General features: G+C 54.0%; 24 protein-coding genes and 1 riboswitch. Of the genes, 18 read left to right on the top strand and 6 right to left on the bottom strand.

What is annotated here, in order from left to right; genetic code table 11:
- Positions 1-88: 88 nt before the first annotated feature.
- Both NYE48_RS21500 and NYE48_RS21495 read left to right on the top strand, forming a co-directional pair.
- Positions 89-544, top strand: a complete 456-nt coding sequence (locus NYE48_RS21500; RefSeq protein WP_212948225.1) for an Lrp/AsnC family transcriptional regulator — start codon at positions 89-91, stop codon at positions 542-544.
- 98 nt (positions 545-642) lie between these two features.
- Positions 643-1521 (top strand): EcsC family protein, encoded by an 879-nt coding sequence (locus NYE48_RS21495; protein ID WP_340999910.1) that lies wholly within the window; start codon positions 643-645, stop codon positions 1519-1521.
- A 17-nt stretch (positions 1522-1538) separates the two neighbouring features.
- Here the strand turns inward: NYE48_RS21495 and NYE48_RS21490 are convergent, their stop codons facing one another.
- The 3 genes from NYE48_RS21490 to NYE48_RS21480 all read right to left on the bottom strand — a co-directional run bounded on the left by NYE48_RS21490 (position 1539) and on the right by NYE48_RS21480 (position 4086).
- Positions 1539-2813: an MFS transporter gene (locus NYE48_RS21490; RefSeq protein WP_340999909.1), complete on the bottom strand. Its 1275-nt coding sequence runs from the start codon at positions 2811-2813 to the stop codon at positions 1539-1541.
- A gap of 92 nt (positions 2814-2905) precedes the next feature.
- Positions 2906-3607, bottom strand: coding sequence for an AIM24 family protein (locus NYE48_RS21485; protein ID WP_212948219.1), 702 nt, complete (start codon positions 3605-3607; stop codon positions 2906-2908).
- A gap of 32 nt (positions 3608-3639) precedes the next feature.
- On the bottom strand, positions 3640-4086 hold the full coding sequence (locus tag NYE48_RS21480) for a hypothetical protein (RefSeq protein ID WP_340999907.1): 447 nt from the start codon (positions 4084-4086) through the stop codon (positions 3640-3642).
- Positions 4087-4332: 246 nt separating this feature from the next.
- Here NYE48_RS21480 and NYE48_RS21475 point away from each other — a divergent pair, with 246 nt between their 5' ends.
- The 8 genes from NYE48_RS21475 to NYE48_RS21440 all read left to right on the top strand — a co-directional run bounded on the left by NYE48_RS21475 (position 4333) and on the right by NYE48_RS21440 (position 14894).
- Complete coding sequence (locus tag NYE48_RS21475) at positions 4333-4491, top strand: hypothetical protein (protein ID WP_197069977.1); 159 nt, start codon at positions 4333-4335, stop codon at positions 4489-4491.
- A 415-nt stretch (positions 4492-4906) separates the two neighbouring features.
- Entirely contained in the window at positions 4907-5605 is a 699-nt protein-coding gene (locus NYE48_RS21470) for a hypothetical protein (RefSeq protein ID WP_036710918.1), read from the top strand.
- Positions 5606-5756: 151 nt separating this feature from the next.
- On the top strand, positions 5757-6722 hold the full coding sequence (locus NYE48_RS21465; RefSeq protein ID WP_036710916.1) for a helix-turn-helix transcriptional regulator: 966 nt from the start codon (positions 5757-5759) through the stop codon (positions 6720-6722).
- Positions 6723-7199: 477 nt separating this feature from the next.
- Positions 7200-9263: a peptidoglycan D,D-transpeptidase FtsI family protein gene (locus tag NYE48_RS21460; protein ID WP_212948324.1), complete on the top strand. Its 2064-nt coding sequence runs from the start codon at positions 7200-7202 to the stop codon at positions 9261-9263.
- A 272-nt stretch (positions 9264-9535) separates the two neighbouring features.
- Complete coding sequence (locus NYE48_RS21455; protein WP_445324037.1) at positions 9536-11608, top strand: peptidoglycan D,D-transpeptidase FtsI family protein; 2073 nt, start codon at positions 9536-9538, stop codon at positions 11606-11608.
- Positions 11609-11826: 218 nt separating this feature from the next.
- Positions 11827-12570: a Cof-type HAD-IIB family hydrolase gene (locus NYE48_RS21450; RefSeq protein ID WP_340999905.1), complete on the top strand. Its 744-nt coding sequence runs from the start codon at positions 11827-11829 to the stop codon at positions 12568-12570.
- Positions 12571-12643: 73 nt separating this feature from the next.
- Entirely contained in the window at positions 12644-13129 is a 486-nt protein-coding gene (locus tag NYE48_RS21445; protein WP_036710908.1) for a DUF456 domain-containing protein, read from the top strand.
- A 124-nt stretch (positions 13130-13253) separates the two neighbouring features.
- On the top strand, positions 13254-14894 hold the full coding sequence (locus NYE48_RS21440; protein ID WP_340999904.1) for a putative polysaccharide biosynthesis protein: 1641 nt from the start codon (positions 13254-13256) through the stop codon (positions 14892-14894).
- Positions 14895-14909: 15 nt separating this feature from the next.
- Here the strand turns inward: NYE48_RS21440 and NYE48_RS21435 are convergent, their stop codons facing one another.
- On the bottom strand, positions 14910-16313 hold the full coding sequence (locus NYE48_RS21435; RefSeq protein WP_340999903.1) for a DUF2515 family protein: 1404 nt from the start codon (positions 16311-16313) through the stop codon (positions 14910-14912).
- Positions 16314-16463: 150 nt separating this feature from the next.
- Between NYE48_RS21435 and NYE48_RS21430 the strand changes: the two genes are divergently transcribed.
- The 7 genes from NYE48_RS21430 (at position 16464) to NYE48_RS21400 (ending at position 22911) form a co-directional block, all read left to right on the top strand.
- On the top strand, positions 16464-16808 hold the full coding sequence (locus NYE48_RS21430; RefSeq protein WP_036710904.1) for a thioredoxin family protein: 345 nt from the start codon (positions 16464-16466) through the stop codon (positions 16806-16808).
- A gap of 208 nt (positions 16809-17016) precedes the next feature.
- Positions 17017-17973, top strand: coding sequence for a COX15/CtaA family protein (locus tag NYE48_RS21425; protein WP_036710902.1), 957 nt, complete (start codon positions 17017-17019; stop codon positions 17971-17973).
- 118 nt (positions 17974-18091) lie between these two features.
- Positions 18092-18793, top strand: coding sequence for a Cthe_2314 family HEPN domain-containing protein (locus tag NYE48_RS21420; RefSeq protein WP_212948208.1), 702 nt, complete (start codon positions 18092-18094; stop codon positions 18791-18793).
- A gap of 86 nt (positions 18794-18879) precedes the next feature.
- Positions 18880-19021, top strand: a riboswitch (SAM riboswitch).
- A 146-nt stretch (positions 19022-19167) separates the two neighbouring features.
- Positions 19168-20178, top strand: a complete 1011-nt coding sequence (locus NYE48_RS21415) for a methionine ABC transporter ATP-binding protein (RefSeq protein ID WP_340999899.1) — start codon at positions 19168-19170, stop codon at positions 20176-20178.
- Positions 20178-20846, top strand: coding sequence for a methionine ABC transporter permease (locus tag NYE48_RS21410; RefSeq protein ID WP_340999898.1), 669 nt, complete (start codon positions 20178-20180; stop codon positions 20844-20846). The genes NYE48_RS21415 and NYE48_RS21410 overlap by 1 nt, the downstream gene beginning before the upstream one ends.
- Positions 20847-20987: 141 nt before the next feature.
- A complete protein-coding gene (locus NYE48_RS21405; RefSeq protein ID WP_340999897.1) occupies positions 20988-21830 on the top strand; it encodes a MetQ/NlpA family ABC transporter substrate-binding protein in 843 nt (280 codons plus the stop codon).
- Between the two features lie 295 nt (positions 21831-22125).
- Positions 22126-22911: an SDR family oxidoreductase gene (locus NYE48_RS21400; RefSeq protein WP_036710982.1), complete on the top strand. Its 786-nt coding sequence runs from the start codon at positions 22126-22128 to the stop codon at positions 22909-22911.
- Positions 22912-22978: 67 nt separating this feature from the next.
- Here NYE48_RS21400 and NYE48_RS21395 read toward each other — a convergent pair whose 3' ends face one another.
- On the bottom strand, positions 22979-23224 hold the full coding sequence (locus tag NYE48_RS21395) for a NifU family protein (protein ID WP_036710886.1): 246 nt from the start codon (positions 23222-23224) through the stop codon (positions 22979-22981).
- Between the two features lie 187 nt (positions 23225-23411).
- On the opposite strand from NYE48_RS21395, the gene NYE48_RS21390 reads away from it, so the two are divergent.
- Positions 23412-23666, top strand: a complete 255-nt coding sequence (locus NYE48_RS21390; RefSeq protein WP_036710884.1) for a YuzB family protein — start codon at positions 23412-23414, stop codon at positions 23664-23666.
- On the opposite strand, the gene NYE48_RS21385 is transcribed toward NYE48_RS21390, so the two are convergent.
- Positions 23663-24724 (bottom strand): NAD(P)/FAD-dependent oxidoreductase, encoded by a 1062-nt coding sequence (locus NYE48_RS21385; protein ID WP_340999894.1) that lies wholly within the window; start codon positions 24722-24724, stop codon positions 23663-23665. The genes NYE48_RS21390 and NYE48_RS21385 overlap by 4 nt on opposite strands.
- Positions 24725-24773: the final 49 nt, after the last annotated feature.

Below are 24773 nucleotides of genomic sequence, written 5' to 3'. Positions count from 1 at the left end.
GGATGTTTTCATTGCGATTTTAATTACATTGTAAAATACCGGCAGCCGTTCCGAAGGAGGCTCGCTACATGGAAGAGGAGGAAGACCCATGCGATTTAAACAATTGGACGAAAAAGACGAGATGATCCTCAAACATTTGCTGGATAACGGCAGACTGAGCCACGCCGAGCTCGGCAGGCTTGTCAATCTGACGCGCGCGGCCGTCCGGGAACGGGTGAATCATCTGATGGAACAGGGGATCATCGACAAATTTACCGTGACGGTCAATCCGATCAAAGCAGGCAAAAACATGTCCGTATATTTTAACATCGACGTGGAATGGAGCCGCCTGGAAACCGTCGCCGAACAGCTGCTTGGCGACGAGGAAATTACGAGCGTATATCAGATGAGCGGCGGCCCGCACCTGCACGTTCATGCCTTGATGGACGATCAGGAGCACGTCGAGCGCTATCTCGCAAGGCTTCGGAAGCTGGAAGGCATCACGGGCGTCCATAGCGAATTTTTGATCAAAAGGTTCAAGGAGCGGGAAGGCCTATTGATTTAATTTCCCTTGGTCTTCAGTATTTCCGAATTGCAGGGGGGATACCCGAAGAATGATTTTCGTTTGCCGAAAGGCGGGTTCATGAGAGGAGCGTATAAAATATGAGAGAAAATTGGGATAAAGACATGGATCTGCAAAAGGAACTGCAGAACATCGAAGCATGGGAGAAGGAACAGAAGCAGGTCTTTTTCTGGGAGAAGCTGAGCCGCCTTCCTTTTATGCTGCTGGACAAAGTCACGCCGAAGCTGATCCGCGATAAGCTTGGGGATTTGCTCGGGGAAATGGGAAGGTTTCTGCAGAGCGGCGGGCAATATCTCGTTCAGCCCAAAAGCGTGCTCAAGCTGCTTGAGCAAAATCGGCAGCAACATAGCGGAACTTTGGCGGCAGGGGAAACGATTGACGAACCCCAAGGCGGGCTTACGCTAGAACAGGCGCGGGAGCTGCCGCTTGCGATCATGGACCGGACGGTGGAGGAGCTGATCCGCGGACGCGTCAAATTCGCAGCGGTGCAGGGCGCGACGACGGGCGTCGGCGGCGTGTTTACGCTGGCCGCGGACATTCCCATGGTATTGGGCTTGTCGCTGAAGGTGCTGCAGGAAATCGCGGTTTGTTACGGTTATGATCCCCGCACGGAGCAGGAACGGATTTTTATCGTAAAATGCCTTCAGTTCGCTTCCGCCGACGTCGTCGGAAAAAAAGCGGTGCTGGAAGAGCTGGCGCTGTTCGAGCGCGAGGACAAGGAACTCCAGGTCTTTTCCCAAATCCAGGGATGGCGCGAGGTCGTGCAAACGTACCGGGACAGCTTCGGCACGAAAAAGCTGTTTCAGCTCATTCCGGTAGCCGGCATGATTTTCGGCTCCATCAGCAATAAAGGGACGATCGAGGACGTGGCGGAGGCGGGGAAAATGCTGTACCGCAAGCGCAGGATTTTGGCGCGGCTGAACCAAAAAAACATGGCCATGAACGATTCGGATCGTTGATGGCCATGCCCGCGGGATCAGGATTTCGTTTCGTCGCTTTCGCCGGACCACCGGTTCAGCTGCTGGTCGGAAGGAAGCAGGAACGTCAGGATGCCCAGGAGCGGCAGGAAGCTGCAAATGGCCATGACCGTATTGACGCCGGCCAGGTCGATCCATTTGCCGAGCACTAGCGCCCCGAGGCCGCCCAGCCCGAACGCAAGACCGGTAATCAGACCCGATACGGTGCCGATTTTGCCCGGAAACAGCATCTGGGCATATACGACGGTGACCGAAAAGCTGGAGAAGACGATCAGCCCAAGCAGCGCAAGGAGGACGCCGACGCCCCATAACCCGACATGCGGCAGGAGCAGCGCCAGCGGCGCGGCAAGCACCATGGAAGCAAAAATGACGTTTCGCTTGCCGATCCGGTCCGCGACCGGACCGCCGAAGAAGGTGCCCACGGCTCCCGCGCCAAGGAACAGGAATATGAATATTTGCGCGTCGTCGACGCTGAGTCCGAAATGATCGATCAAATAAAACGGAAAAAAGGTACTGATCGAAGAGCTGTACCAGGAACGGACGAAAACCAGCACGACAAGCATGACGATCGCAAATCTGACCTTGGTGCGCACCTCGGGTTTCAACCGGCGCGACTGCGCCTTTTTCTTTACCTGGGCTCCGCTTTGGAGCTTGCGGCCGTACCATCTGGCGATATACATCTGGACGGCGATGCCCGCTCCGGCGACAAGAGTGAACCAGATCGACCCGAACAATCCGAGCGGAATGAAAATCCACATCGTCAGCATCGGAGCGAGGGACTGGCCGGCGTTGCCGCCGACCTGGAAGATGGACTGGGCCAAACCTCTGCGCGAGCCGGAAGCCATATGGGCGACTCTCGACCCTTCGGGGTGGAAGGCCGCCGAACCAAGGCCGACGAAGACGACGGCGATCAGCACCGCCGGATACGATTCCGCGAAGGCAAGGAGAAGCATGCCCGTAAAGGTAAATCCCATGCCGATCGGCAGCAGCGCCGGCTTCGGCTTGCGGTCCGCAAACCAGCCCACCACGGGCTGCATGATGGAAGAAGTGAAATTTATGGCAAAGGAAATCCAGCCGATTTGCGTGTAGTTCAAATGCATCGAGCTGCGCAAAATCGGGAAGATCGCCGGTATGACCGACTGAATCGAATCGTTGAACAAATGAACGAGGCTGATCGCAATCAGGATGCGGAAGACGGTGGCGCCGGCGTCGGTGCCGGCCAGAGGCTGCCGTCCTTTTTGCGGCGCGGCGGTATTGACGGTTGGAACTGACATGTGGACCTCCTGCTCTCATCGAATGGATAAGGAGATTATATGACAGATAATGGGTAGGCGTATACCCCTTACTTGATGATTTACTTGATGATTTACTTGATGATGACCCCTCCGAAAGGAATCACCTCGCGCAAAATCCGCTTGAAGATATTGTCCTGATCCATCTCTTTTTGCAGACGGCTTCCTTTGGGCCCCGCATGGAACAGCACCGTTCCGCTGCCCGTCATTTTCCATTGGTAGTTCATGTGCTGGCTGGCCAGCGTGTTGCCGTATACGGTCAATTCCAGCTTGGCGTTTTCGGGATAAGCGACGAGGCTGCGGGCATCCACGTAAAGCGGTTCGTCGGGGCGAAGTTCGGCTTCGTACACCGCGCCTTCCGTCAACAGCCCGATCGTGCCCGTGCCCGAAAATTTCATTTTGACCGCGTCTTTCGTGATCAGCATGTTTTTAATGTGCAGAATCCGCGCCTGCATTTCGATGCCCGAACTGTAAAAGAAAATGTTGCGGAAATCGTACAGCAAATCGCTGCCTTCCCGAAGCTCCACCGCTTTGACGGCAAACCCGGGAGGCAGGGCGGCGGTAAACTCGCACGGTCCGCTTAGATCCGCCTGAATCAGCTTCTTTTTGCGGTACATGCCCTTGACGTTCATCAAACGGTCGCTGCGGCCGTCGGAAGGTCCGCGGTACGTGATGATTTGCTCCGGATGAAGAATATGCACGGTTTCGCCGGGACGAAGCGCAAAATCAACGGCTTGGCCGACTTCTCCCCCGGATTCCCGGATATCGATATTCAAAAACGCTTTCCCCTTTCTGGTGCGATCCGAGGCTACCGCCGCACTCGACGGTTCGAACGCCGCATCAAGAACCTCAGTACGCGTATCCCGATAAAATACCCTGCCACAAGCAAAATAACGGCAATCAGCATCGTTTTGAATTTTCGGGCTTTGGCGTCCTTCAGATCGCTTTGTTTCTTCAGCTCGTTGACGGTTTCGGCCAGCTGACGGTTTTGCTGCACGAGCTCCGCGTTTTGCTCCTCGAATGCCTTGGCGCTTTCTTTGGCCCGGTCCAGCTCGTCCAGCGTTTGCCGATAGCTTTCCTTCAGTTCGTTGACTTCCCCCGGCAGGCCGGAAAACTTCTCCACGCCGTTATAGAAATCGTTAAAATAATTGGCGCTGGCGGGAGGCGGAGAAAGAGCCGGGCCGAACAAGAGAATCAGAAATAGGACGGCTACTTGCGGCAAAGCGAAATCGTTGCGCCGTTTTCTTTTGGTCATGATAACACCACCTGATGCATAAAATGGAACAAGCCCGGGTTGTTTCATTCCAGGTTCGCCCGTTTAAAAAAATATCGTAAAGAAGCGGATACCTTCCCTTCCAGGATGGATCCCGCTTCCCATTCCAATGTTAAAAAAGCTTGTACATGTTTGTACATAGACAGCCGATATCCCGCAAGGCCTGCAGGCGCTGCGCGAAAGGTTCGCTAAGAAGAAAAATCGTCAAACGCAAAAGGAGAGATCGTTATGGAAAAAGAACACCAATACAAAAAAATGCTGATCACGGTAAACGGCAAACCTGTCGGCAGGGAGATCTGGATCGACAAGGTCACTTACGCGCCGGTAGCGGCGAACCCGCTAGCCGACAAGGCGTCCGGTACCGGAACCGGACCGGTGGCGGGCTGAAAGCCTGCCTTCGTTTATAGGAATGATCCAGCCCTTTTTTACATCATATCATAACCGTGCGTAAAAGTCCGAAATCCGAAGGGTTTCGGGCTTTTTTCGGTGTTTTTGCCGAAATGGGCCGAAAGTGTGAAGTTTGCTGCGCGCCCGGCAAAATAATATTTTTATTTCAACCCATAGTTACACAATTCGACATTTATTTTTGTGTAGTTCTTATATACTATAATGGGTATTGAGTAGGTCTTTTTGCGCATCTGAGCAAGGATGGGGGGGAATTAAAAATCGCCAAATATCTTCGCTGGCTGTTGAAAATATGCTAACATGAAAGAAATATATCATGCGAACATACGTTCCATGACATAATGATGTCAGCCGATCTTGGTACGATAGAAAGATGACATGAAAAGGGGTGAAATCCTTGCATTCAGGTATTCAGGAAAATTTCACATGGAACCGGAGTCATATTCTTGCAAGCGGCTCCAATACAGTCATTTTGTTGGTTGAGTGGTACGGGGGATCTTTCCGCCAATCCAGAAGAAGAAACACGCCCAAACTGATCGCCCAAGACGTGCAGCTGCACTTATGGCTTGAACCGCAAGTTGCTTTGGTCCGCATCCACGGAGCGAAGGCGATGAAAAACCTGGGTCAATCACTCATGATTCCTCTTGGTCATCTGTATGACGGCGTGAAGCAGTTTCTGGCCATCGAGCTTGCTCTTCAGCCCCAAAGCGCCGGCATGCATGGCGTTTTGTCCGCCCAGTGGAAATTCAAAGAAAAAAACAAGGAACGGATCAAGGAACTTCCTGTGAAGGAATTATATATGAACTACACGTACCATACCGGATTGCTGCAACAGCCGGAGAGCTTTCATGTCAGGAAACACGTCATGCTGCTGGAAACCCAAAGCATTTTGAAGGAAGCCATCCATTTGTTCGAAAACGGCGACATCGAACGCGGGGAATGGCTGCTGCGCCGAAAAGGGGACGAGATGCTGATCGAAGCGGCGCGCCATACGGACGAACGTTTGCTGGAAGAGGCGGACATGCTTTATCAGCTTAGCGAACATTATATCGGGACGTACCGGAATCATAAGGTTCTGAAAATCAAAAATGGCTAGCCCCCTGTTTTCGAAGCGCCTGCGGTTGACGTCATTTGCCGTAAGCGGGATCGGATTTATCAGGCAGGATTCACTTTGCTGCAAGTCGAATGGACTACATTACGCAAAATGGATATGGGTCTAATTTACTATACGAGCTAGGAGAATCCACATGACTGACAGATTGATTCGATTGATGCGTATCATTACTCTCGTTCAAGCCAAACCGGGCATTTTGGCCAGAGAGCTGGCGGAGAGATGCAGTACCACCGAACGTACCATTTATCGCGATATGGAAGCGTTAAGCGCCATGCATATACCTATCACTCATCTCGGATACGGAAAAGGTTACCGGTTTATCGGCAGCTTCGCCTTGTATCCGTTCGATTGGACCGAAGAGGAGCTTCAATCCTTTACGGCGCTGGCCAAGGTGATGCACCAGGTCAAGCCGCTGCTCCCCGGCGGATTTGAAGGAGCTTACGAAAAGGTGATGGCAGCCCATCACAAACAACGGGCGGAACGACTGGAGACCGAGCTTGACGATCAGGACAGTCTCATGGCAAAAGGGGCCTGGAACGAGGAAACGGAGGAACAATCGCAATATCTTATCCCGATCTTGTTTGCGACGTTATCGCAGCAAATCATTCAAGCGGAATATTACGTTCCCGAGCGAAACGAGCTTCTGTACGGCAAAATCGATCCCTATATCCTTGTTCCTTGGCAGCACCGATTTTACCTCGTGGGACGAAATCATAATACGGGAAAACTGTATACCTATAGGTTAAAATATTTTGCGCGGGTCGTCGTGCTGGATGACGTTTTTATCAAAGTACATACCAATATGCAGCAAGAATGGCACCCACATTTCCGAGGAAATGAAGAGAAAGAAACGGTAGATTTTAAGATAAGACTCACCGCTGCGGCGATCCCCAAATACAAGGAAAAGGAATCGATCATTCCTCTGGCGGAGTCGGAGGAGAAAGACGGGAGCGTCATCATCGACGTCACCGTCGAAGATGTTCCAGGTTTTATGAGCTGGCTGTCCCAATTCGGATCCGAGGCGGAGATTATCGAGCCCGCGCAGTATCGCGAAATGATGAAACGCGAATTGAAAAAATGGCTTGCGGTATATGGCTGAATGACGATGATAGGCTTTTTGGCGTGAACGATCGGGGACATGCCGGCATTTAAAACCGCCACAGCCGACAGGCTGGCCCCAGTCTCTGGCTGACTCCCTCCATTCCATGCTCCTGCAAGGGCCGACTCAATGCCCCCCACGTCTACTTCGCGTCCTTCTTCCCGCAGCTTTGGACGGTTCTTTCTCCTTCAATGAGACTCACGGCCGCTAAACGGGGCTTTCTTCCATAAGGAAGCATGCCGCCGAAGGTGTGTTTTATGGCCCGGGAAATAGGATGGGGTTGGAGCCTTCGTTGGGGCTTTGTTTGGCTGCGAAGACGCAAAAAGAGATGGCAGCGGGTTTTCCTTTTAATGGTTTTATATGTTAAAATTTATAAGAGCAGGACATCGGGATACATAAAGCTTGATTCGGTAAACGTGCAGGAAAAAGGGGGAGAGGAACTTGCGTTTTTTCTTGTCCGGGAAATCGCCGGAGGAAATGGAACAGGAAAGCAAAAACAGTTTGAATCTGCGCATTAACATGTTTTTTTTCAGCACGTTCATCATTTTTTGCGTCGTCATCGTCCGGCTTGCGGTCATCCAATTCGTGGAAGCGCCGACGCTGACCGAAAAAGAAGCGAACCAGAATACGAAAAACATTCCGCTCCCGCCGGACCGCGGGAACATCCGCGACGCCGCCGGGGTGAAGCTGGCTTATTCACAGCCGGTCCAATCGCTGTATATTACGCTGATGAAGGATTACAACGCCAATTCGGATAAGGGAAAGAAAAACCGTCCCGAAATCGAGGATATGGCGAAACGGATGGCGGCCGCGTTTAAAACATTCGGAAACCCGGGCACCAAGCCGATGGCCCCGGAAGACGTGATCGAAGCGATGGATCTCGAATCCAAACGGGACAGCGGTTATACGCCTCGGCGGATAAAATCGGATCTCAATAAAAAAGAAATCCAATATTTCATGGAGCATAAATCCGAGTTTCCGGGCATCGAAATCATCGAAGAAACGCTGCGGCATTACGATCCGGAGACGGTGGCCGTGCAGACCGTGGGTTACGTCAAATCGTTCAAGCGCACGGAAAGCCTGAAAGCGTACGACAAGGCGCGGCAGGATAGCAAAGACGGCACGAAACCCGACGAAACGTACACGAAAGACGAGCTTGTCGGGTTCGACGGGGTCGAGCTCTCGTTTCAGGACGAATTGAGAGGGAAAAACGGCTATAAGGTCGTATCGGTCAGCTCCGCCAACATTCCGGAAGAAGTGGTGGACATCGTGCCGCCGGTCAAAGGAAATGACGTATGGCTGACGATCAATAAAGAGGTTCAGCTGAAAACGGAACAGGCGATCAAGGACCAGCTGGAGTGGCTCCATACCCACCAGGTATCCGGTAAAACGCATCCCGAGGCCGTGACCGGCTACGCGGTGGCGATGGAGGTCGATACCGGCAACGTCGTGGCCATGGCCAGCATTCCCGATTACGACACGAACATTTGGAAGACGGGGGCGTCCTCCACGGAGGACTTCAAGAAACTGAACAACAATTATCAAAACGGCGCCATCACGCCGCTGAGCTCCGGCAAATCGAAGCATGAATTCGATTCGGCCGTCCTGCTCGGCTCGACGATCAAGCCGCTGAGCGTGCTGATCGGGTTAAAGGAAAATCTGTTTAAGACGACGACGCCTTATACGGATACCGGAGAAGCCTTTTTCGGGAAAGAGGGACATCAGGCGCGCGTCCAAAACTCCCAGGGGCATGCCTACGGTTATTTCCGTACCCCTGCCGACGCCATTGAACATTCCTCCAATGTGTTTATGGTCGATATGGTCGGCAACGCCCTGTACAAAAAGTACGGCAAAAAAGGCGTCGACGTATGGAACAGATATATGGAGGAATTCGGATTGGGCGTCGCTACGGGGATCGATTTGCCGAACGAATGGCTCGGAAAAAAAGAATACGGCACCTCGGAGGACATCCCCAAATCCGTCGGCAGCGCCCAAGCCGCGCTTGTGTACGCCTCCTTCGGCCAAGGCGGGAAATATACGCCGCTGCAGCTTGCTCAATATACCGTCATGCTGGCGAACGAGGGGGAGCGCATCAAGCCGCAGATCGTCAAAAAAATTACCGACGCAAACGGGAAAGTCGTGAAACAGACCCAACGCGAAGTGTTGAGCCGGGTTCAATTCGATCCTTCGTATTGGAAGCTCATCCGCAGAGGGATGAATACGAACGTCAGCGCCGCCTTCGCCGGTTTCCCGTACGATTTTGCCCGGAAAACCGGTACCTCGCAGCAGGACGCGGGGAAAGACGGGCTGCTCGACAACGGCGTGTTTATCGCTTACGCCCCGCGCAACAACCCGAAACTGGCGGTCGCGGTCGTCGTTCCGGAGGGCGGATTCGGCTCGCAAAGCGCGGCGCCGATCGCCCGTAAAATATTCGACGCCTATGATGAGGTGTACGGCCTTGACGGCGTGCCGAAAAAGCAGCTGAAAAACCAAACCGGTTTGGATACCGCAGGAAAACAAGACAACAACAAACAGCAGTAAGTTTGCGCGAGGCAGCCCGGAACGTCCGGGCTGCCGTTTTTTCTTGCGTATGTATGCATCTCCCCTAGAGCAGCGGGGCTCCCTGGCTTCAATTCACGGGGATATGTCCCTTGAAAAAAGGCATTCCGGCTTGCGTAAAAAGGCCGTCCTTGTCGAACGGTAGGGAAAGATGCCGAGCACCCTCCATCTGTGCTAAAATATGAATGTTATTTTCAGACGAGGATTTTTCGAAATCCGAACCGATCATGTTCAGGCAGAGAGGAGGGAGGCCGGTGACCGAATATACACCGGACAATCCGGAACAGGAGGAAACGAAGAAAAAAGGAAATTTGAACTTAAGGATCAACCTGTTTTTTTTCAGCACGTTCATCATTTTTTGCGTCATCATTATCAGACTCGCCATTTTGCAGTTTGTCGAAGGGCCTACGCTCACGGAGAAGGAATCCAGCAACATCGTCAAGGACGTACCGCTTCCGCCGATTCGGGGCACCATCTATGATGCGGCAGGCGTGCCGCTGGCTTACTCGACCCCGACGCAATCGCTTTACATTACGTTAATGAAGGATTACAGCCAAAAAAACGGCAGCAAAAACCGTCCCGAAGCGGAGCAGATCGCGCAGCGACTGCTGGACGTATTCGATAAATACGGGGATCCTGCCGCTGAAAAGATGACGAAGCAGGACATCATCGACGCCATGGACTTGGATTACAAAAAATACGCCGGTTATTCCCCGCGGCGGATCAAAATGGATTTGAGCCAAAAGGAAATCGCTTATTTCAGCGAGCATAAATCCGAGTTTCCCGGCATTTCGATCGAAGAGGAAAGCGTCCGCCATTACGATCCGGAGACCGTTGCGGTCCAAACGATCGGGTATATCCGCACGTTCAGCGGTTCGAAGAGCCTGAGCAAATATAAGGAAATCGACGAAAAGCAGCGGAGCAGCGACGTCACGACCGATCCCGGCCTGGTGTACACGGAACCCGAATTCGTCGGCTTCGACGGACTCGAGCTGATGTACCAGGACGAGCTTCGCGGCAAAAACGGCTATAAAAAAGTGCCGATCAATCCGCGAAACATGCCGGAAGGCGTGGACGAAGTCGTTCCGCCGGTCAAAGGCAACAACATTTACAGCACGATCAACAAACAAGTGCAACTGGCCACGGAGCAGGCGATCATGGATCAGCTGAGCTGGCTGCATACCCATCCGGTGTCCGGACGGACCCACCCGAACGCCACGACCGGTTTTGCGGTCGCGATGGAAGTGAAGACGGGGAATGTCGTCGCCATGGCCAGCATGCCGGATTACGATGCAAACGTCTGGCAGACGGGCAGCGTCACGCCGGACAACTGGAAAAAAATCCAGAACATTTACTTGAACGGAACGATCCGTTCGTTTAATCCGGGAAAAAAAGGCGATCATCCGGAGTCGGTCGTCCTGCTCGGTTCGACCCAAAAGCCGCTCAGCGTGCTGGTTGGCCTAAATGAGGGTTTGATTACGCCAAATACGTATTATCAAGATAAAGGCGCCGCTTACTTCGGTAAGGAAGGTCATCAGACTCGCGTGCAAAATTCTCAGGGACATGTTTATGGTGGAATGGATCCGGCTCGAGCCATCGAGAAATCCTCAAATGCATTTATGGTTGATATGATAGGAAACAAACTTTATAAAAAATATCAGGACAGAAGCATTGGGGTTTGGGACAAATACATGACCGAGTTTGGGCTTGGCGTCCTGACGGAGAGCGGCTTGCCGGGCGAATGGAAAGGGCGCAAGGAATATACGAACGTCAAACAGGCGGGAAGTACCCAATCCGCGATGGCGTATGCGTCGTTCGGGCAGCAGGGGAAATATACGACCTTGCAGCTGGCGCAATACACGGTCATGCTGGCGAACGAAGGCAAACGGTTGAAACCGCAGCTGGTCAGCAAAATTACCGACGAGAAGGGCAACGTTGTCAAAACCTTCAAGCCTGAGGTGCTTAACTCAGTAAGTTTCCCCAAATCGTACTGGAATGTGATTAAACGAGGCATGAACAGTGACGTATCAGCCTTCGGTGATTTCCCTTACGATTTTGCCCGGAAGACGGGGACCTCGACACAGCAAGTGGGTCACAGACCAGTTGATAACGGCGTATTCATTGCTTATGCGCCGCGTGAAAATCCGGTCTTGGCCGTCGCGGTCATGATCCCGGAAGGCGGCTTCGGTTCGCAAAGCGCCGCGCCGGTCGCGCGGAAAATATTCGACGCCTACGACCAGGTTTACGGCCTGGACGGCGTGCCGAAAGGAAATGCAAACAACCAGGCGGCAAACGGAACGACCGGAACGACGAACGGCGTCCAATAAGCCGGCATTCGATCTTTTTTGAACTCATCGGATCGTTATGATCTCGAGGGCAGGATTCGGGGCACCCGGACCTGCCCTTTTGCATGCCTGCCGCTTGCAGCTTTCGGAAGGGCCCGGGCAGAGCCTTTAAAAACACTTTTGTGGCCCCAAGCGGCTTATGGTAAAATGTCCGTATGTGTGTGTGAAACGTGAAAATGCGTACAAATAGGAGGAGCGGTATGAACACGAAATATAAAATGCTGGCGCTGGACATGGACGGGACGCTGCTGACGAGCGACCAGACCATTTCGCCGGACACGGCCGAGTGGATCAAGCGGGCGAAAGAAGAAGGCGTCCACGTATGCCTCTCGACGGGAAGAAGCTTCGAGAGCGCGCTTCCTTACGGGGAGGAACTCGGACTTTCGACGCCGATGATCACGGTCAACGGCAGCGAAGTGTGGCGCGCCCCGCATCGGCTGCACCAGCGCTCGCTGATGGACCCGAAGCTGATCTCGGATATGCATGCCATCGCGGTCGCCGAGGACTGCTGGTTTTGGGCCTACTCCGTGGAAAGAGTCTATAACAAGGATCACTGGACGGATTCCATCGAAGGGAAGGAGTGGCTTAAGTTCGGCTACCATACGGAGGATGACGAAGCCCGGCACCGCATCCTGATGCGGCTGCAGGATATGGGCGGCCTTGAAATCACGAATTCTTCCCCTCATAACCTAGAGGTGAACCCGCAGGGAATCAACAAAGCGTCGGGGATTCGAACGGTGTGCGGCTTGCTCGACATCGACATGAGCGAGGTCATCGCCGTCGGGGACAGCATGAACGATTTGGCCGCCATCCAGGCGGCCGGGCTTGGCGTCGCCATGGAAAATGCCCAGGAGGTCGTCCGGGAAGCCGCCGATTTTGTCACGTCGAGCAACGATAAGGACGGCATCGCGGAAGTCATTCGGAAATTCATTTTTCATATGTAAGGATTCCGCAGCACTCTGATACATCAATTCCAAAGTATCCGGGCGGATACGAATGTCAAAAGGAGATCAAGCAATGGCTGTACTCGGATGGATTCTTATCATCGCCTTGTTTGCCGTCGGGATGGCCGGGACGATCGTTCCCGTGCTGCCCGGGGCAATCGCCATATTCGCAGCCTTTTTCGTTTACGGATGGTTTTTTACGTTCGAGCATTTTGGCGTGTGGTTTTGGATCATCGAAACGCTGATCATCGTCGTGCTGTTTGTCGCCGACTATGCCGTCGGCGCCTGGGGGACGAAAAAGTACGGGGGCGGAAAGCTGTCCGTCATATTAAGCACGATCGGCGCCATTATCGGACCGTTTGTCATCCCGGCGTTCGGGCTGGTCATCGGTCCGTTTCTCGGGGCCTTCGTGGGCGAGCTGATCGACGGTTCCTCGGTATCGAAGGCGACGAAGGTCGGCTTCGGCACGCTCGTGGGGCTGTTCAGCAGCATGGTCATGAAAATCATTTTGCAAATCGTCATGATCGTCGTGTTTATTATTTGGATTGTATGGGCCTAGGGGACAGGCTTTTATTTTTGTTCCATGGCCGTTTGCATTGCGGTTATTGGCAATCAGGGATTTCGCTAATCCCGGCAATCTGCTCCATGGGGGTTGCTCGCTGGGGGAAAGAAGGGGAAACAGTTTGGCTAAAAAAGAATCGTTTATCAAAGGTACGCTGATCCTTGCCGCCGCGGCTCTGGTGGCGAGGGTGCTGGGGCTCGTGCAAAGGGTGCCCCTGGAACATCTGCTCGACGAAGTCGGCAACGCTTCGTTTTCGATTGCCAACAACGTCTATCTGATGCTGCTCACCGTGGCGACGGCGGGCATTCCGAGCACGCTGAGCAAAATGGTGTCGGAACGTTACGCGCTGAAGCGGCCCGGCGAAGCCCGCCAGGTCTATCATGCGGCGCTTTGGTTTGCGGTGGCTGCCGGCGTGATCATTACGGCGCTGCTTTATATTTTGGCTCCGTATTACGCGACGTACGTCTCCAAACAGCCCGAAGCGACGCTGGCGATCCGGGCCTTGGCGCCCGCGCTGCTCCTGTTTCCCGCCATCGCCATGATGCGCGGTTATTTCCAGGGGCGGAACAACATGACCGCAGGCGGCGTTTCGCAAATCGTCGAGCAGTTTGCCCGCGTCGGGGCCGCCATCATTATCGCTTATATCATGCTCAAAGCCGGGTACAGCGGAAGCTGGATCGCCGCAGGCGCTTCCTTCGGAGGCGTTCTCGGAAGCATCGGGGCGTTTGCCATCATGCTGTATTACACGGTGAAAATGCGCCGGCAGGACAAGGTGCTGATGCTCCAGGAAACCGTCGATCCTAAGCTGCCGCTTATGAGGATTTATCGGGATATTTTTACGTTGTCCATTCCGATCGTTTTATCGTCGCTGACGGTGCCTGCCGTGAATTTCATCGATTCGTCGATCGTCAACCCGCTGCTGATCGGGCAGATCGGGGAAGCCAAGGCGACGCAGGTGCTCGGGATTCTCGGCCAGCGCGCGCAAAGCATCGCCGGCATCCCGCCGATCCTGGCGATCGCGCTCAGCACGTCGCTGATTCCGATCATTTCGTCGGCTTTTGCCCGCAAGGATCAGGAGCATTTGCAGCAGCAGATGACGCTGGCGCTGCGCATTTCGATTTTGACGGGGATGCCGATCGTCATCGCGCTTTGCACGGCTGCCTATTCCATTAACGGGCTGCTTTTCAGCAGCCTCGACGGCAGCTGGATCATCATGCTGCTGACGTTCGGCACGATTTTTCAAATCACGATGATGACCACGAACTCCATCCTGCTTGGCGTCAACAAAGCGAAGCTGTCGATGGTGAACGTGATGGTCGGGATTTTGGTGAAGCTGGCCGGCAGCTTCCTGCTGGCGCTCGTTATCGGCATTTACGGCATCATCGCCGCTACCGGGCTTTGTTTCCTGGTCATTACGCTGCTGAACCTCCGCCAATTGAAGACGATCGTGCCGTTTTCCATCCTCGGCCAACGGTGGCCTGGCTTTTTGGCGGCCGTCATTCTGACCGCGGCGGTCGGTTACGGCCTGAACGAAACAGGAATTCAGCTGACCCGCATCATGCCGGACCGGCTGGCGTTCCTGATTACCTGCATCATCGTCGGCGGGGCGGTCGTCCTGTTGTACCTGGGGCTGCTGATCATGCTCGGCGTGCTGCGGCAGCACGAGCTTGCCGGCTACCCGCGCAAAGTGCAGAAGCTGCTGCGGCCGCTGATGCGCCTGCAGCCGGCCAGGTACAAGTCCGCCGATTCCCAGGGACAGTAAGCCGAGGCCTGACGGTCATTGCGTCGCGTCCGGCCGCCCCGGAGCGGCATCGGCGGAAACCGCGCGTTCCGTATCATGCGTTAGCGCCGCCTTTTGTACGGCAAACCGGTGCGCATGCGACATTTCGATCAGCACCGGCCGTTTCGGCCGCGTGAGATGATCGAGCGCTTCATTGGATTTGAACCAGTCGTAACGGGTAATCGGCTCGTACGGCATATCATGCCATACCTCGGCAAGCGAAGGGCTGTACAACCGCTTGTCCGGCGGCAGCCATTCCCGTTTCAGCAGCTCTGCGCTCTCCTGGGGAGAGTTCAGGGCTGTTTTTTTGTCGTCCGTAAACAGCTTCGGCCAATATTCCTGGCGGGAGCCCCTGTGGACCACGTTGGCGGCAAACGCCTCGACGCCCGCGAGCACGTCTTGGTAACCGAACAGCATGGCATACAGCGCCTTGCCGAATTCGATCCGTTCGTCCAGGTCGGCAAAATGCTCCAAAATCAGCCCGACCATGCCGCGGCAGCCCTGCTCCCCATCGGTGCTGCCTTCGCCTTCGCCGGAAGGGGGGAGGGGCGCCTCCTCCGACGATTCGGCTTCGGCCGGGGGCGCAACAAGCATCGGAAAAAGGACCTGATTCATCTGGAAGGCGCTGTTCATCGCAAAAAAAGGATGCCGCAAAACCCGCTGCTTAAAATAACGGTTTTGGACGACCCGGCCTTCGATGTAGTTTTGCTCGTTGATGATCAGGCCGACGGCGAGCAGGGCGCTGTCCCGCTCGATCCAAAAGCGTTCCCAGAACGGGCGCATGAAAGCCGAAACGCGAAACTCGCGCAGCAGGTAGAACAGGCTTCTTCCGAGCTTCCGGCTGCGGGCGTAGAGCATCAGCTGGGGGTAGGCATCCAGAAAAATGAGCGCGTTGCTGCGCTCCAGCATTTGATAAATATCTTCCTGAAGCTCCGCCGGAATCACGTCGGAAAACAGTCCGCCCTTCAGGTCGGTCATGTTCCAGCCCGCATTGCGGGATACCATATGGGCCAAAAAGGACCAATGCAGCTCCGGGTACTCGCGGTAGCACTCGTAGTACGCCCTCGTCCGGGTTACGTTGCTGCGCGAGGCCTCCAGGGCAGCTCCACGGATCGATTGGACGGTTTCAAGATCCTCCGCCGACAACGGGGCCGGCGCCTCTTCCTTGCCGAAATCGCCGCTGTGCATCCGATTCCGGTCGGCAAGCTGCCGCTTGAGCTGATCGCGGATGCTGTGGGCGGCCGATTCCCTCCAGCCCAGCGGCCTGCGGACCTTAATCAGCTCCTGCGACGCTTTCCAGCAAACATATTTGCCTTTGACCGCTTCAGCCGCCGTTTGAGGCAGCGTTTTGGCCAGCCGGATGAACCCTTTGAACGTTTGTCCGTCCACCTTTTCCGACACGGGTAGCCTCCTCCTTTCTTCATGAAATCCCTTATTCCCAGTATGTCTCAAAAATTTGACTTCCACTCCATATTTTGATTCACTAAGGGTAGGATTTTGCAAAATCCGGAAGAAAAAACGAATCGATGTTCAGGAAAGGACTGATTATAGATGCAAAAAATTACGTCCAAAGCCGAATTTCAAGTCGCGACCCAGTCTCCCCGTTTGACGGTGGCCGTGTTCAAAGCCGATTGGTGCGGGGACTGCAAATTCATGGATCCGTTTATGCCCGATGTGGAAGAGAAATTCAAAAACGAATTGACTTTGGTCGAGGTGGACGTCGATAAAGTGGACGATGTCAGCCAGGAGCTGAACATTCTTGGGATTCCGAGCTTCGTGGCGTTTACGGATGGACGCGAGCTCGTCCGCCTCGTCAACAAGCTGCGCAAGTCGCGGGAGGAAATCGAAACCTTCCTGCAGCGGGCCGTCGAGGTATATCAAGCGATTCATAAGTAACAACCATTACGGCACCGCTTTTGCCTTCACGCAAAAGCGGTGCGGGTTTTTCTGCCGAATCCGTAAGCCTTAAGGGCGGCTTTGTCTTTTTGTCACAAAATGGCTATATTTCGCGATGGTATATCAGGTATAATAAATAGGATTGGTAATATACGGGCGCTTCAGGGAAATGAGGCGTTTTTACTTTGATTCTTGCGGGTGAGATATTTTGAATACAAAACAATTGAAATGGCTGAGCTACCTGACTTTTATCGTCATGTTTTTCGCAACGTTCGGAGGGACGGTCGTCACCAAAACCGATTCCGGGCTTGGATGCGGCCACGAATGGCCTTTATGCCACGGGCAATTCATTCCCGCGCACACGATCGCTTCGCTGATCGAATATTCGCACCGCCTGGTCAGCGGCCTGGCAGGGCTTACAGCGGTGGCCGTCGTGGCGGCCTTTTGGCTTTACGCCAAAAACCGCAAAGATCTGCGCGTCTATTCCGTGCTGACGCTTATTTTTGTGATCGTGCAAGCATTGATGGGGGCGCTCGCCGTCATTTATGACCAATCGTCCGCCGTGTTAGCGCTTCATTTTGGATTTTCGCTCATTGCTTTCGCCAGTTCGCTTATGCTTGCCCTCGGGGCCCGAAAAATGGACCGGGAAAAGCAAACGGATTCTCCCGAGGATCAACCGGCCGTTTCGCCCGGCTTCCGTACTTTTGTATGGTCGATTACGATCTATTCGTACCTAGTGGTCTACGTCGGGGCTTACGTCAGCCATACAAGCTCGGCCGGGGGTTGTTCCGGCTGGCCGCTGTGCAACGGGCAATTCATTCCGACGCTCACGGGAAGCGTGGCCATCGCGTTTGTTCACCGGTTAGCGGCATTGCTGCTGTTGATCGCCGTCGTGGTCATGGCTGTTTGCGCGTTTAAGCTGCACCGGAACAGCAGGGAGATTCGAACGCTCGGAGGCGCCGCCGCCGTATTGTGCCTTCTGCAGGTGTTCAGCGGCGCGGGCATCGTGTACACGCTGGGCAACCCCGAGGTTTACATTTTTGCGGCGCTGCTTCATAACCTGCTCATTTCCTCGTTGTTCGGCGTCCTGTGTTATTTGAGCGTACGGGTATGGCAGCTCGGCAAAGAGCCCGTCGAACAACTGAAGCCTGCATCAAATGTGTAAGTGCAAGGCATCATAAACATTTGCCTACAGCAAAGTCCGCGAGTTTCGTCTTCGAGGGCTTTGTTTGGTCTTATCAAGAATGTACGTTATCCGAAACTATACGCCGGGAGAGAAGCCCATGCTGCGAACACTGCTTGGAGAAATGCCGCGCCAGAACAAGGGACGGATTGGGGAAGCCATGGATGCGATGCACCGCACCATCGGGCTGCTTCAAAAGGAAATGGACAAAAACGACGACCCGAGCCATGATTTCCGGAAGCTGGACATATGGACGCGGGGGCTGGTTTCCTCATTGGACGAGCTGGAACAAAGCTTGTTTGCCGCCGCCTTTTTCCGCAAATCGGTCAAGGCCGGATACGTCGACGACATGAACGTTCAAGAGCAGACCGAATATGCAAGATACGCCTATTTTTATAAAAACGGCTTTATCCGCGTCTTTTCGGTTTTGGATAAGCTCGGCACGGTGCTGAATGAACTTTTTGACTTGAATACGGCCAAAGTGAAGGAGCATTACTCGTATTTCACCGTCCTCCGCAGGCTCCGGGAACTGGAGCGCAGTCCTGAACTGGAGGGCGAACTGAATTCCGTCAAAAACGAATACCGCGACGCGCTGAACGTGCTGCGCAAACGGAGGAACGCGGAGATTCATTACATGAACGCGGAGATGCAGGACGACCTGTGGCAGCGGCATCAGGGCCTGCATGCCAAAGTGGAGCTGGAGGACCTGGATCAGCATTTGGAGGATCTGCGGCAGGGGCTTGACATGGTCTGCAAATCGTTGATCGCGGTATACCGGTATGCAGGGAGACTGTGGTCCTAAAATCCAACAAATTTCCTTTTGACAAGAAGCGGAAAAGTGATTATACTGAATCACGTGAAAAAATAATATTGTTTGCATACATTTTTTTCTTATCGAGAGAGGCGGAGGGACAGGCCCGATGAAGCCCGGCAACCGATTCGAGAAGCGGCCCCGCGAGGCCAAAGTCCCGAATGACATGGTGCTAATTCCTACAACTGCAGGCATGCGCTGCAGATTGGCAGATGAGAAGAGGAAGCGACTTCGAATAGAAGAGCCCTTTTTGATTCCGTCAAGAGGGCTTTTTATTTTGTCTACTTATGTCGAAGAGCGGCATTTCATTGATAGATAGGACGCAAGGCTTAAGCTTTAAGAAAGCAAGGAAGGAGAGCTTCGGATTGATTGAATTGAAACAAGTAACCAAAAGATACGGCAAAGGCACGAAGACGACGGAAGCTCTATCCGGCCTTAACCTTTCCATTAAAAAAGGAGAGATCTTCGGGGTCATCGGACATTCCGGCGCCGGCAAAAGCACGCTGATCCGCTGCATGAACCTGTTGGAGCGGCCGACGTCCGGCGAGGTATGGGTCGATGGCGTGGATTTGACCAAGCTCGGCAAGCAGCAGCTGCAGACCAAGCGCAGGGAAATCGGCATGATTTTTCAACATTTCAATCTGCTGAGCTCGGCGACCGTCTACGACAACATCGCGTTTCCGCTGCGGCTCGCCCATGTGGATAAAGCCAAAATGGCGAACAAAGTGAACGAACTCCTTCAGCTTGTCGGGCTGGAGGATCACCGCGACAAATATCCGGCGCAGCTGTCCGGCGGCCAGAAGCAAAGGGTCGGCATTGCCCGCGCGCTGGCCAGCGACCCGCAGGTGCTGCTGTGCGACGAAGCCACATCGGCTTTGGATCCGCAGACGACCGATTCCATACTCAAGCTGCTGCTTGACATCAACCAAAAATTCAACCTGACCATCGTTCTCATCACGCATGAGATGCATGTCATCCAAAGCATTTGCGACCGCGTCGCCGTCATTCATCAAGGCGGCATCGTGGAGGAGGGGGCCGTGGCCGAAGTGTTCCTGAAGCCGCAGCATCCGGTGACCCGCGAGTTTATCCTCGGCGAGGTGGGAGAATCCGCCCAGCTTGCGCTGCAGGCGCCGCATGACGGTTCGTCCAAGCTATGCAAGCTGACGTTCCTGGGGGAAAAAACGTACGACTCGATTTTATCCCGGACGGCAAGGGAAACCGGCGTCGATTTCGCGATTTTGCAGGGGACGATTTCGAAGATCAAGGACATCCCTTACGGCCAGCTGATCGTTCGGCTGGAAGGCGAGTCCGGGCCGATCGAGGAAACGATCCGGAAGGTTCGGGACGAAGGTTTGGACGTGGAGGTGTATGACTGATGTTCGGTATTGATTTTTCGCTGCTGGATTGGAACGAAATCGGCGTAGCCAGCGCGGATACGTTGAAAATGCTCGTTTCCTCCGCGGTGTTTACGTTTATTCTCGGCCTGCCGCTTGGCGTGCTGCTGTACCAGACGTCGCGATCGAACACCGGCTGGGTGCGGATCGTCTACAACGTGCTGTCGGTCATCGTCAACATTTTGCGTTCCGTGCCGTTTATCATCCTGATCGTTGCTTTGATCCCGTTTACGACATGGATCGTGGGCGTATCCTATGGAGTGCTCGGGACGATTCCGCCGCTGGTGATCGCGGCCGCGCCGTTTTTTGCCAGACTGGTGGAGACCTCGCTGCGCGAGGTGGACCGGGGCGTGCTGGAAGCCGCGCAGTCGATGGGCGCTTCCACGTGGCAGATCATCATGAAGGTGCTGCTGCCGGAAGCCGGACCGGGCCTGCTTGCAGGCATTACGATCACGGTCGTCACGCTGGTATCCTATACGGCCATGTCCGGCATGGTCGGCGGCGGCGGGCTTGGAGACCTTGCGATCCGTTACGGTTATTACCGGTATCAGAAGGAAGTCATGATCATTTCCGTGCTGTTTATGATCGTTTTGGTGCAGGTGCTGCAGATGGCCGGTGACCGGCTCGTCAAGCATTTTACGCGCAAATGATAGAAGGGTAATTCCATCCGAACCTTCGGATGTCGGGAGAGCTTTGGCGCCTGCATGTGGTTTCCGCTTCAAAGGAAAGACATGCGCCAAGTTCTCCAATCATAAATCTTATTAAGTTGATCAATTAAAGGGGGATTTACAATGAAAAAAGGATTGTTTGCATTGCTCAGCCTCATTCTCGTGGTGGCGCTTGCCGCTTGCGGAAACAAAAACGCCGAGGTGAAACCGGCGGCAGGCGGGGAAAACAAAGGGACGGAAGCCAAAACCGTCACGTTGACGGTGGGAGCTACGGCCGTACCGCATGCGGAAATTTTGAAGCACATTCAGCCGGCGCTTGAAAAAGAAGGCGTAAAACTGGAAATCAAGGAATTTTCCGATTACGTGCAGCCGAACGTTCAAACGTTCCAAAAGCAGCTTGACGCAAACTTCTTCCAGCATAAACCGTATCTTGACGACGAAAACAAAACCCGCAACATGGATCTCGTCCCTGTCGTAGCCGTGCACGTGGAGCCGCTTGGCGCGTATTCCAAAAAGGTGAAATCCGTGGACGAAATCAAAGACGGCGCAGTCGTCGGCATTCCGAACGACAAAACGAACGGCGGCCGCGCGCTGAGCCTGCTGGCGAAAAACGGGCTGATCAAACTGAAACAAGACAACATGATTCAAGCCACCGTCAAAGACATCGTCGAAAATCCGAAAAACATCAAAATCAAAGAGCTTGACGCCGCCATGCTTCCACGCCAATTGGACCAATTCGACCTGGCGGTCATCAACACGAACTACGCGCTGGATTCCGGCATCGATCCCGTGAAAGAAGCGCTGTTCATGGAAGACAAAGATAATCCTTACGCGAACATTCTCGTAGCCCGCCCGGACAACAAAGATTCCGACGCGATCAAAAAACTGGCTGCGGCGCTGACTTCCGACGACGTCAAAAAATTCATCGAAGACCAATACAAAGGGGCCGTCATTCCGGCATTTTAATCGCTTAAGCCGATGACCCGTCCATTTGAGCATACCGTAAGACGAAGATCCGCGGAGGCGTTCATGCCTTCGCGGATTTTTTTATGCTTCTTCCTATGGGCTGCGAACCTTTGCAGAAATTCCGAACGCTGCCGCCTTCAAGTTGCTGGGAAGCCGTCCAATCTTCTATACTAGAAGAGCAGGGAATACATAACGAATCGATGAAATACGGTTATAAATATGAGGATTTCGCAAAAATCCGGATACATATTGAAACTTGGAACGGGTTTCCGATGCCCATGGAGGAGGAGCAATGTTGAAGGATAAAATCGCCTTGATTACCGGAAGCGCAAAAGGGCTTGGAAAAATGACGGCGCTCACGCTGGCCGAGCAGGGTTGCGACATCGCGCTCAACTACGTGCACAGCCGGCAGGAGGCGGAAGAGCTCAAACAGCGGATCGAGGAGCTTGGAGTACGGTGCATTGCCGTCCAGGCGGACATTTCGGAGGCGGCCCAGATTGAAGAGCTGGTGCGTCAGGTGGAATCCCGGCTGGGAAGCGCGGATATCGTCGTCAACAACGCCGGACCGTTCATCCGCGAGAGGAGATTGTTTGCCGAATACGCGAAGGAAGAAATTCTGTCGCTCGTCCAGGGGAACCTGGTCGGCACGATGCTGCTGGATCATCTCGTCTTGCCGGCCATGCGGCATAAAAAATGGGGAAGGATCATCCATTTCGGCTATGGCCATGCGTCGGAAGCAAGGGCCTGGCCGCACCGGGCGGTATATGCCGCGGCGAAAACGGGCCTGGTTTCGTTCACGAAGACGCTTGCGGTGGAAGAAGCACCGTTCGGCATTACCGTCAACATGGTCTGTCCCGGCGACATTCGCGGAGACAACAAGGAAAAAACGATTGCGGAGGTATCCGGCCTTTCGGACGGAGAAACGCCCCGGGGAAGGCCGGGAAGCGGGGAAGACATCGCCCGCGTCATCCGTTATTTATGCCATGAGGACTCGGATTTCATCACGGGCAACATCATGGACGTTTCCGGCGGGCTGGACCCGATCCGTCCTTGGATCGAACCGGCCGGCCCCAAATCATGAACAAAAAAGAGTCCTGCGCTTCCGGTTAGAAGGCAGGACTCTTTGCGTTTGAAGATATGAAATGGGATTAGAATACTTGAATAACGTCGTTGATTCCGTCGACTTCCTCAACGAGGGCGCGTTCAATCCCGGCTTTGAGTGTAATGGTGGAGCTTGGGCAGCTTCCGCATGCACCCATCAATTTCAATTTCACGATGCCGTCTTCCACGTCAACCAGTTCCACGTCACCGCCATCGCGCTGAAGGAACGGACGAAGCTTATCCAGCACTTCCGCTACCTCATCGTACATGGTGCTTTGTGCGTTTTCGCTCATTAGTTTCAACTCCTTTCCTGTAATGATTATTATATTACAAAACGAGCCAAAATAAAATGGCTATATCTGCTCGGAACGCATGAACGGCATTGATATTTTGTTTTTGCCCCGCTAAACTAAGGGAAGTTCATTATTCCAAGGATTAATACACAATCCTGATATTCATTCATGAAGCAGGTGATGTCAATTGAGACCCATTATCGAGTTTTGCACGAACAACATGCATTTCGGAACCGATGAAGTCATGGAAAAGCTGGAAGAAAATCCGGACTATGATGTGATAGAGTACGGCTGCTTAAGCAATTGCGGCCAATGCGCCATGATGCCGTTCGCCATGGTCAACGGCGAAATCGTCGACGCCGACAGCGCGGACGAGCTTTACGAGGCGATCATGGCCAAAATAAAAGAGCTCGAGGCTTGGGACAGCCTCGAGCTGGACTAGCCGAAATGGCGTTTGGACAACCAGAGTACCCCGCTCTTCAGGATGCGGGGTACTCTTCCTTTTACGGAGGTTTTCCCCATCAATCCGAAGCCCGCTTTGCTGCCGAGCGAACCGAGCGTGCCCTTCAGGCGGATTTTATGGATTTTCGGCGTATCTCCCCGCCAAAGGGCGTGGATCACTTCCGCCACCTGCTCGGCTTGGGCGCCGGCAGCCTGCGCGCTTGGGGCAAAAGGAATGCTCGCGCAGTCCCCGATCACGTAAACCTCCGGATAATCCGGAAGCTGCGAATATTCGTTGATCAGAAGCCGCCCGCCGCGGTCTTTCGGCAAATCGAGATCCTGGACGACCTTGACCGGCTGAATGCCTCCGGTCCAGACGGCCGCGTCGGTATAAATCGCCTCGTCGCCGTTGTATACCGCTCCCTGCTCGACGCGCGATACCGAGATATGGGATCTCGTATTGACGTCATGATCGCGGAACCACTGCTCCACGTAAGCGGAAAGCGTGGAAGGGAAGGCCGACAGCACCCGGCTGCCCCGGTCAAGAATCGTGATGTTCAGGTCGGGACGGCTCTCGCGAAGCTCCGCGGCCGTTTCGACGCCGCTCAAGCCTCCACCGATGATATGAACCTGGCCGTACGGCCTGATGTCGTTCAAGCGCTGATACGTTTTGCGGGTGCTGGAAAAGGTCTGGATGCTGTCCGTATACTCCTCGGCGCCCGGAATGCCGTGATAACGGTCCGTGCAGCCGAGGGCGATCGCAAGATAGTCGTATTCGATCGGTTCGTCCTGATCCATATGAACCAGCTTCTTCTCCAGATCAATGGACGTCACTTCGCCGTATCTTTTGGTCAGCTGGTTATGCTGCGGGAACTGGATCCGAAGATCGAAATCCGAAGCCGTTCCGGCCGCAAGCGCGTAGTATTCCGTTTTGATGCCTTGGAACGGCATCCGGTCGACCAGCACGATTTCGATATCCGCCGGAAGATTGCCGTTCACCAGGCCTTCGATCATCGCCAGGCCGCCGTAACCTCCACCAAGGATGACAAATTTTCTCATTAAGTCCGTCTTTCCTTTCTTTTGCATCGGGATTAAGGATTGGCGCGTT

Origin of the sequence: Paenibacillus sp. FSL M7-1455 (genome assembly GCF_038004655.1) — a bacterium.
Lineage (GTDB): Bacteria > Bacillota > Bacilli > Paenibacillales > Paenibacillaceae > Paenibacillus_AQ > Paenibacillus_AQ cookii.
Note: the sequence above shows the minus strand (reverse complement) of the source record. Positions and strands in the feature narration are given on the sequence as shown.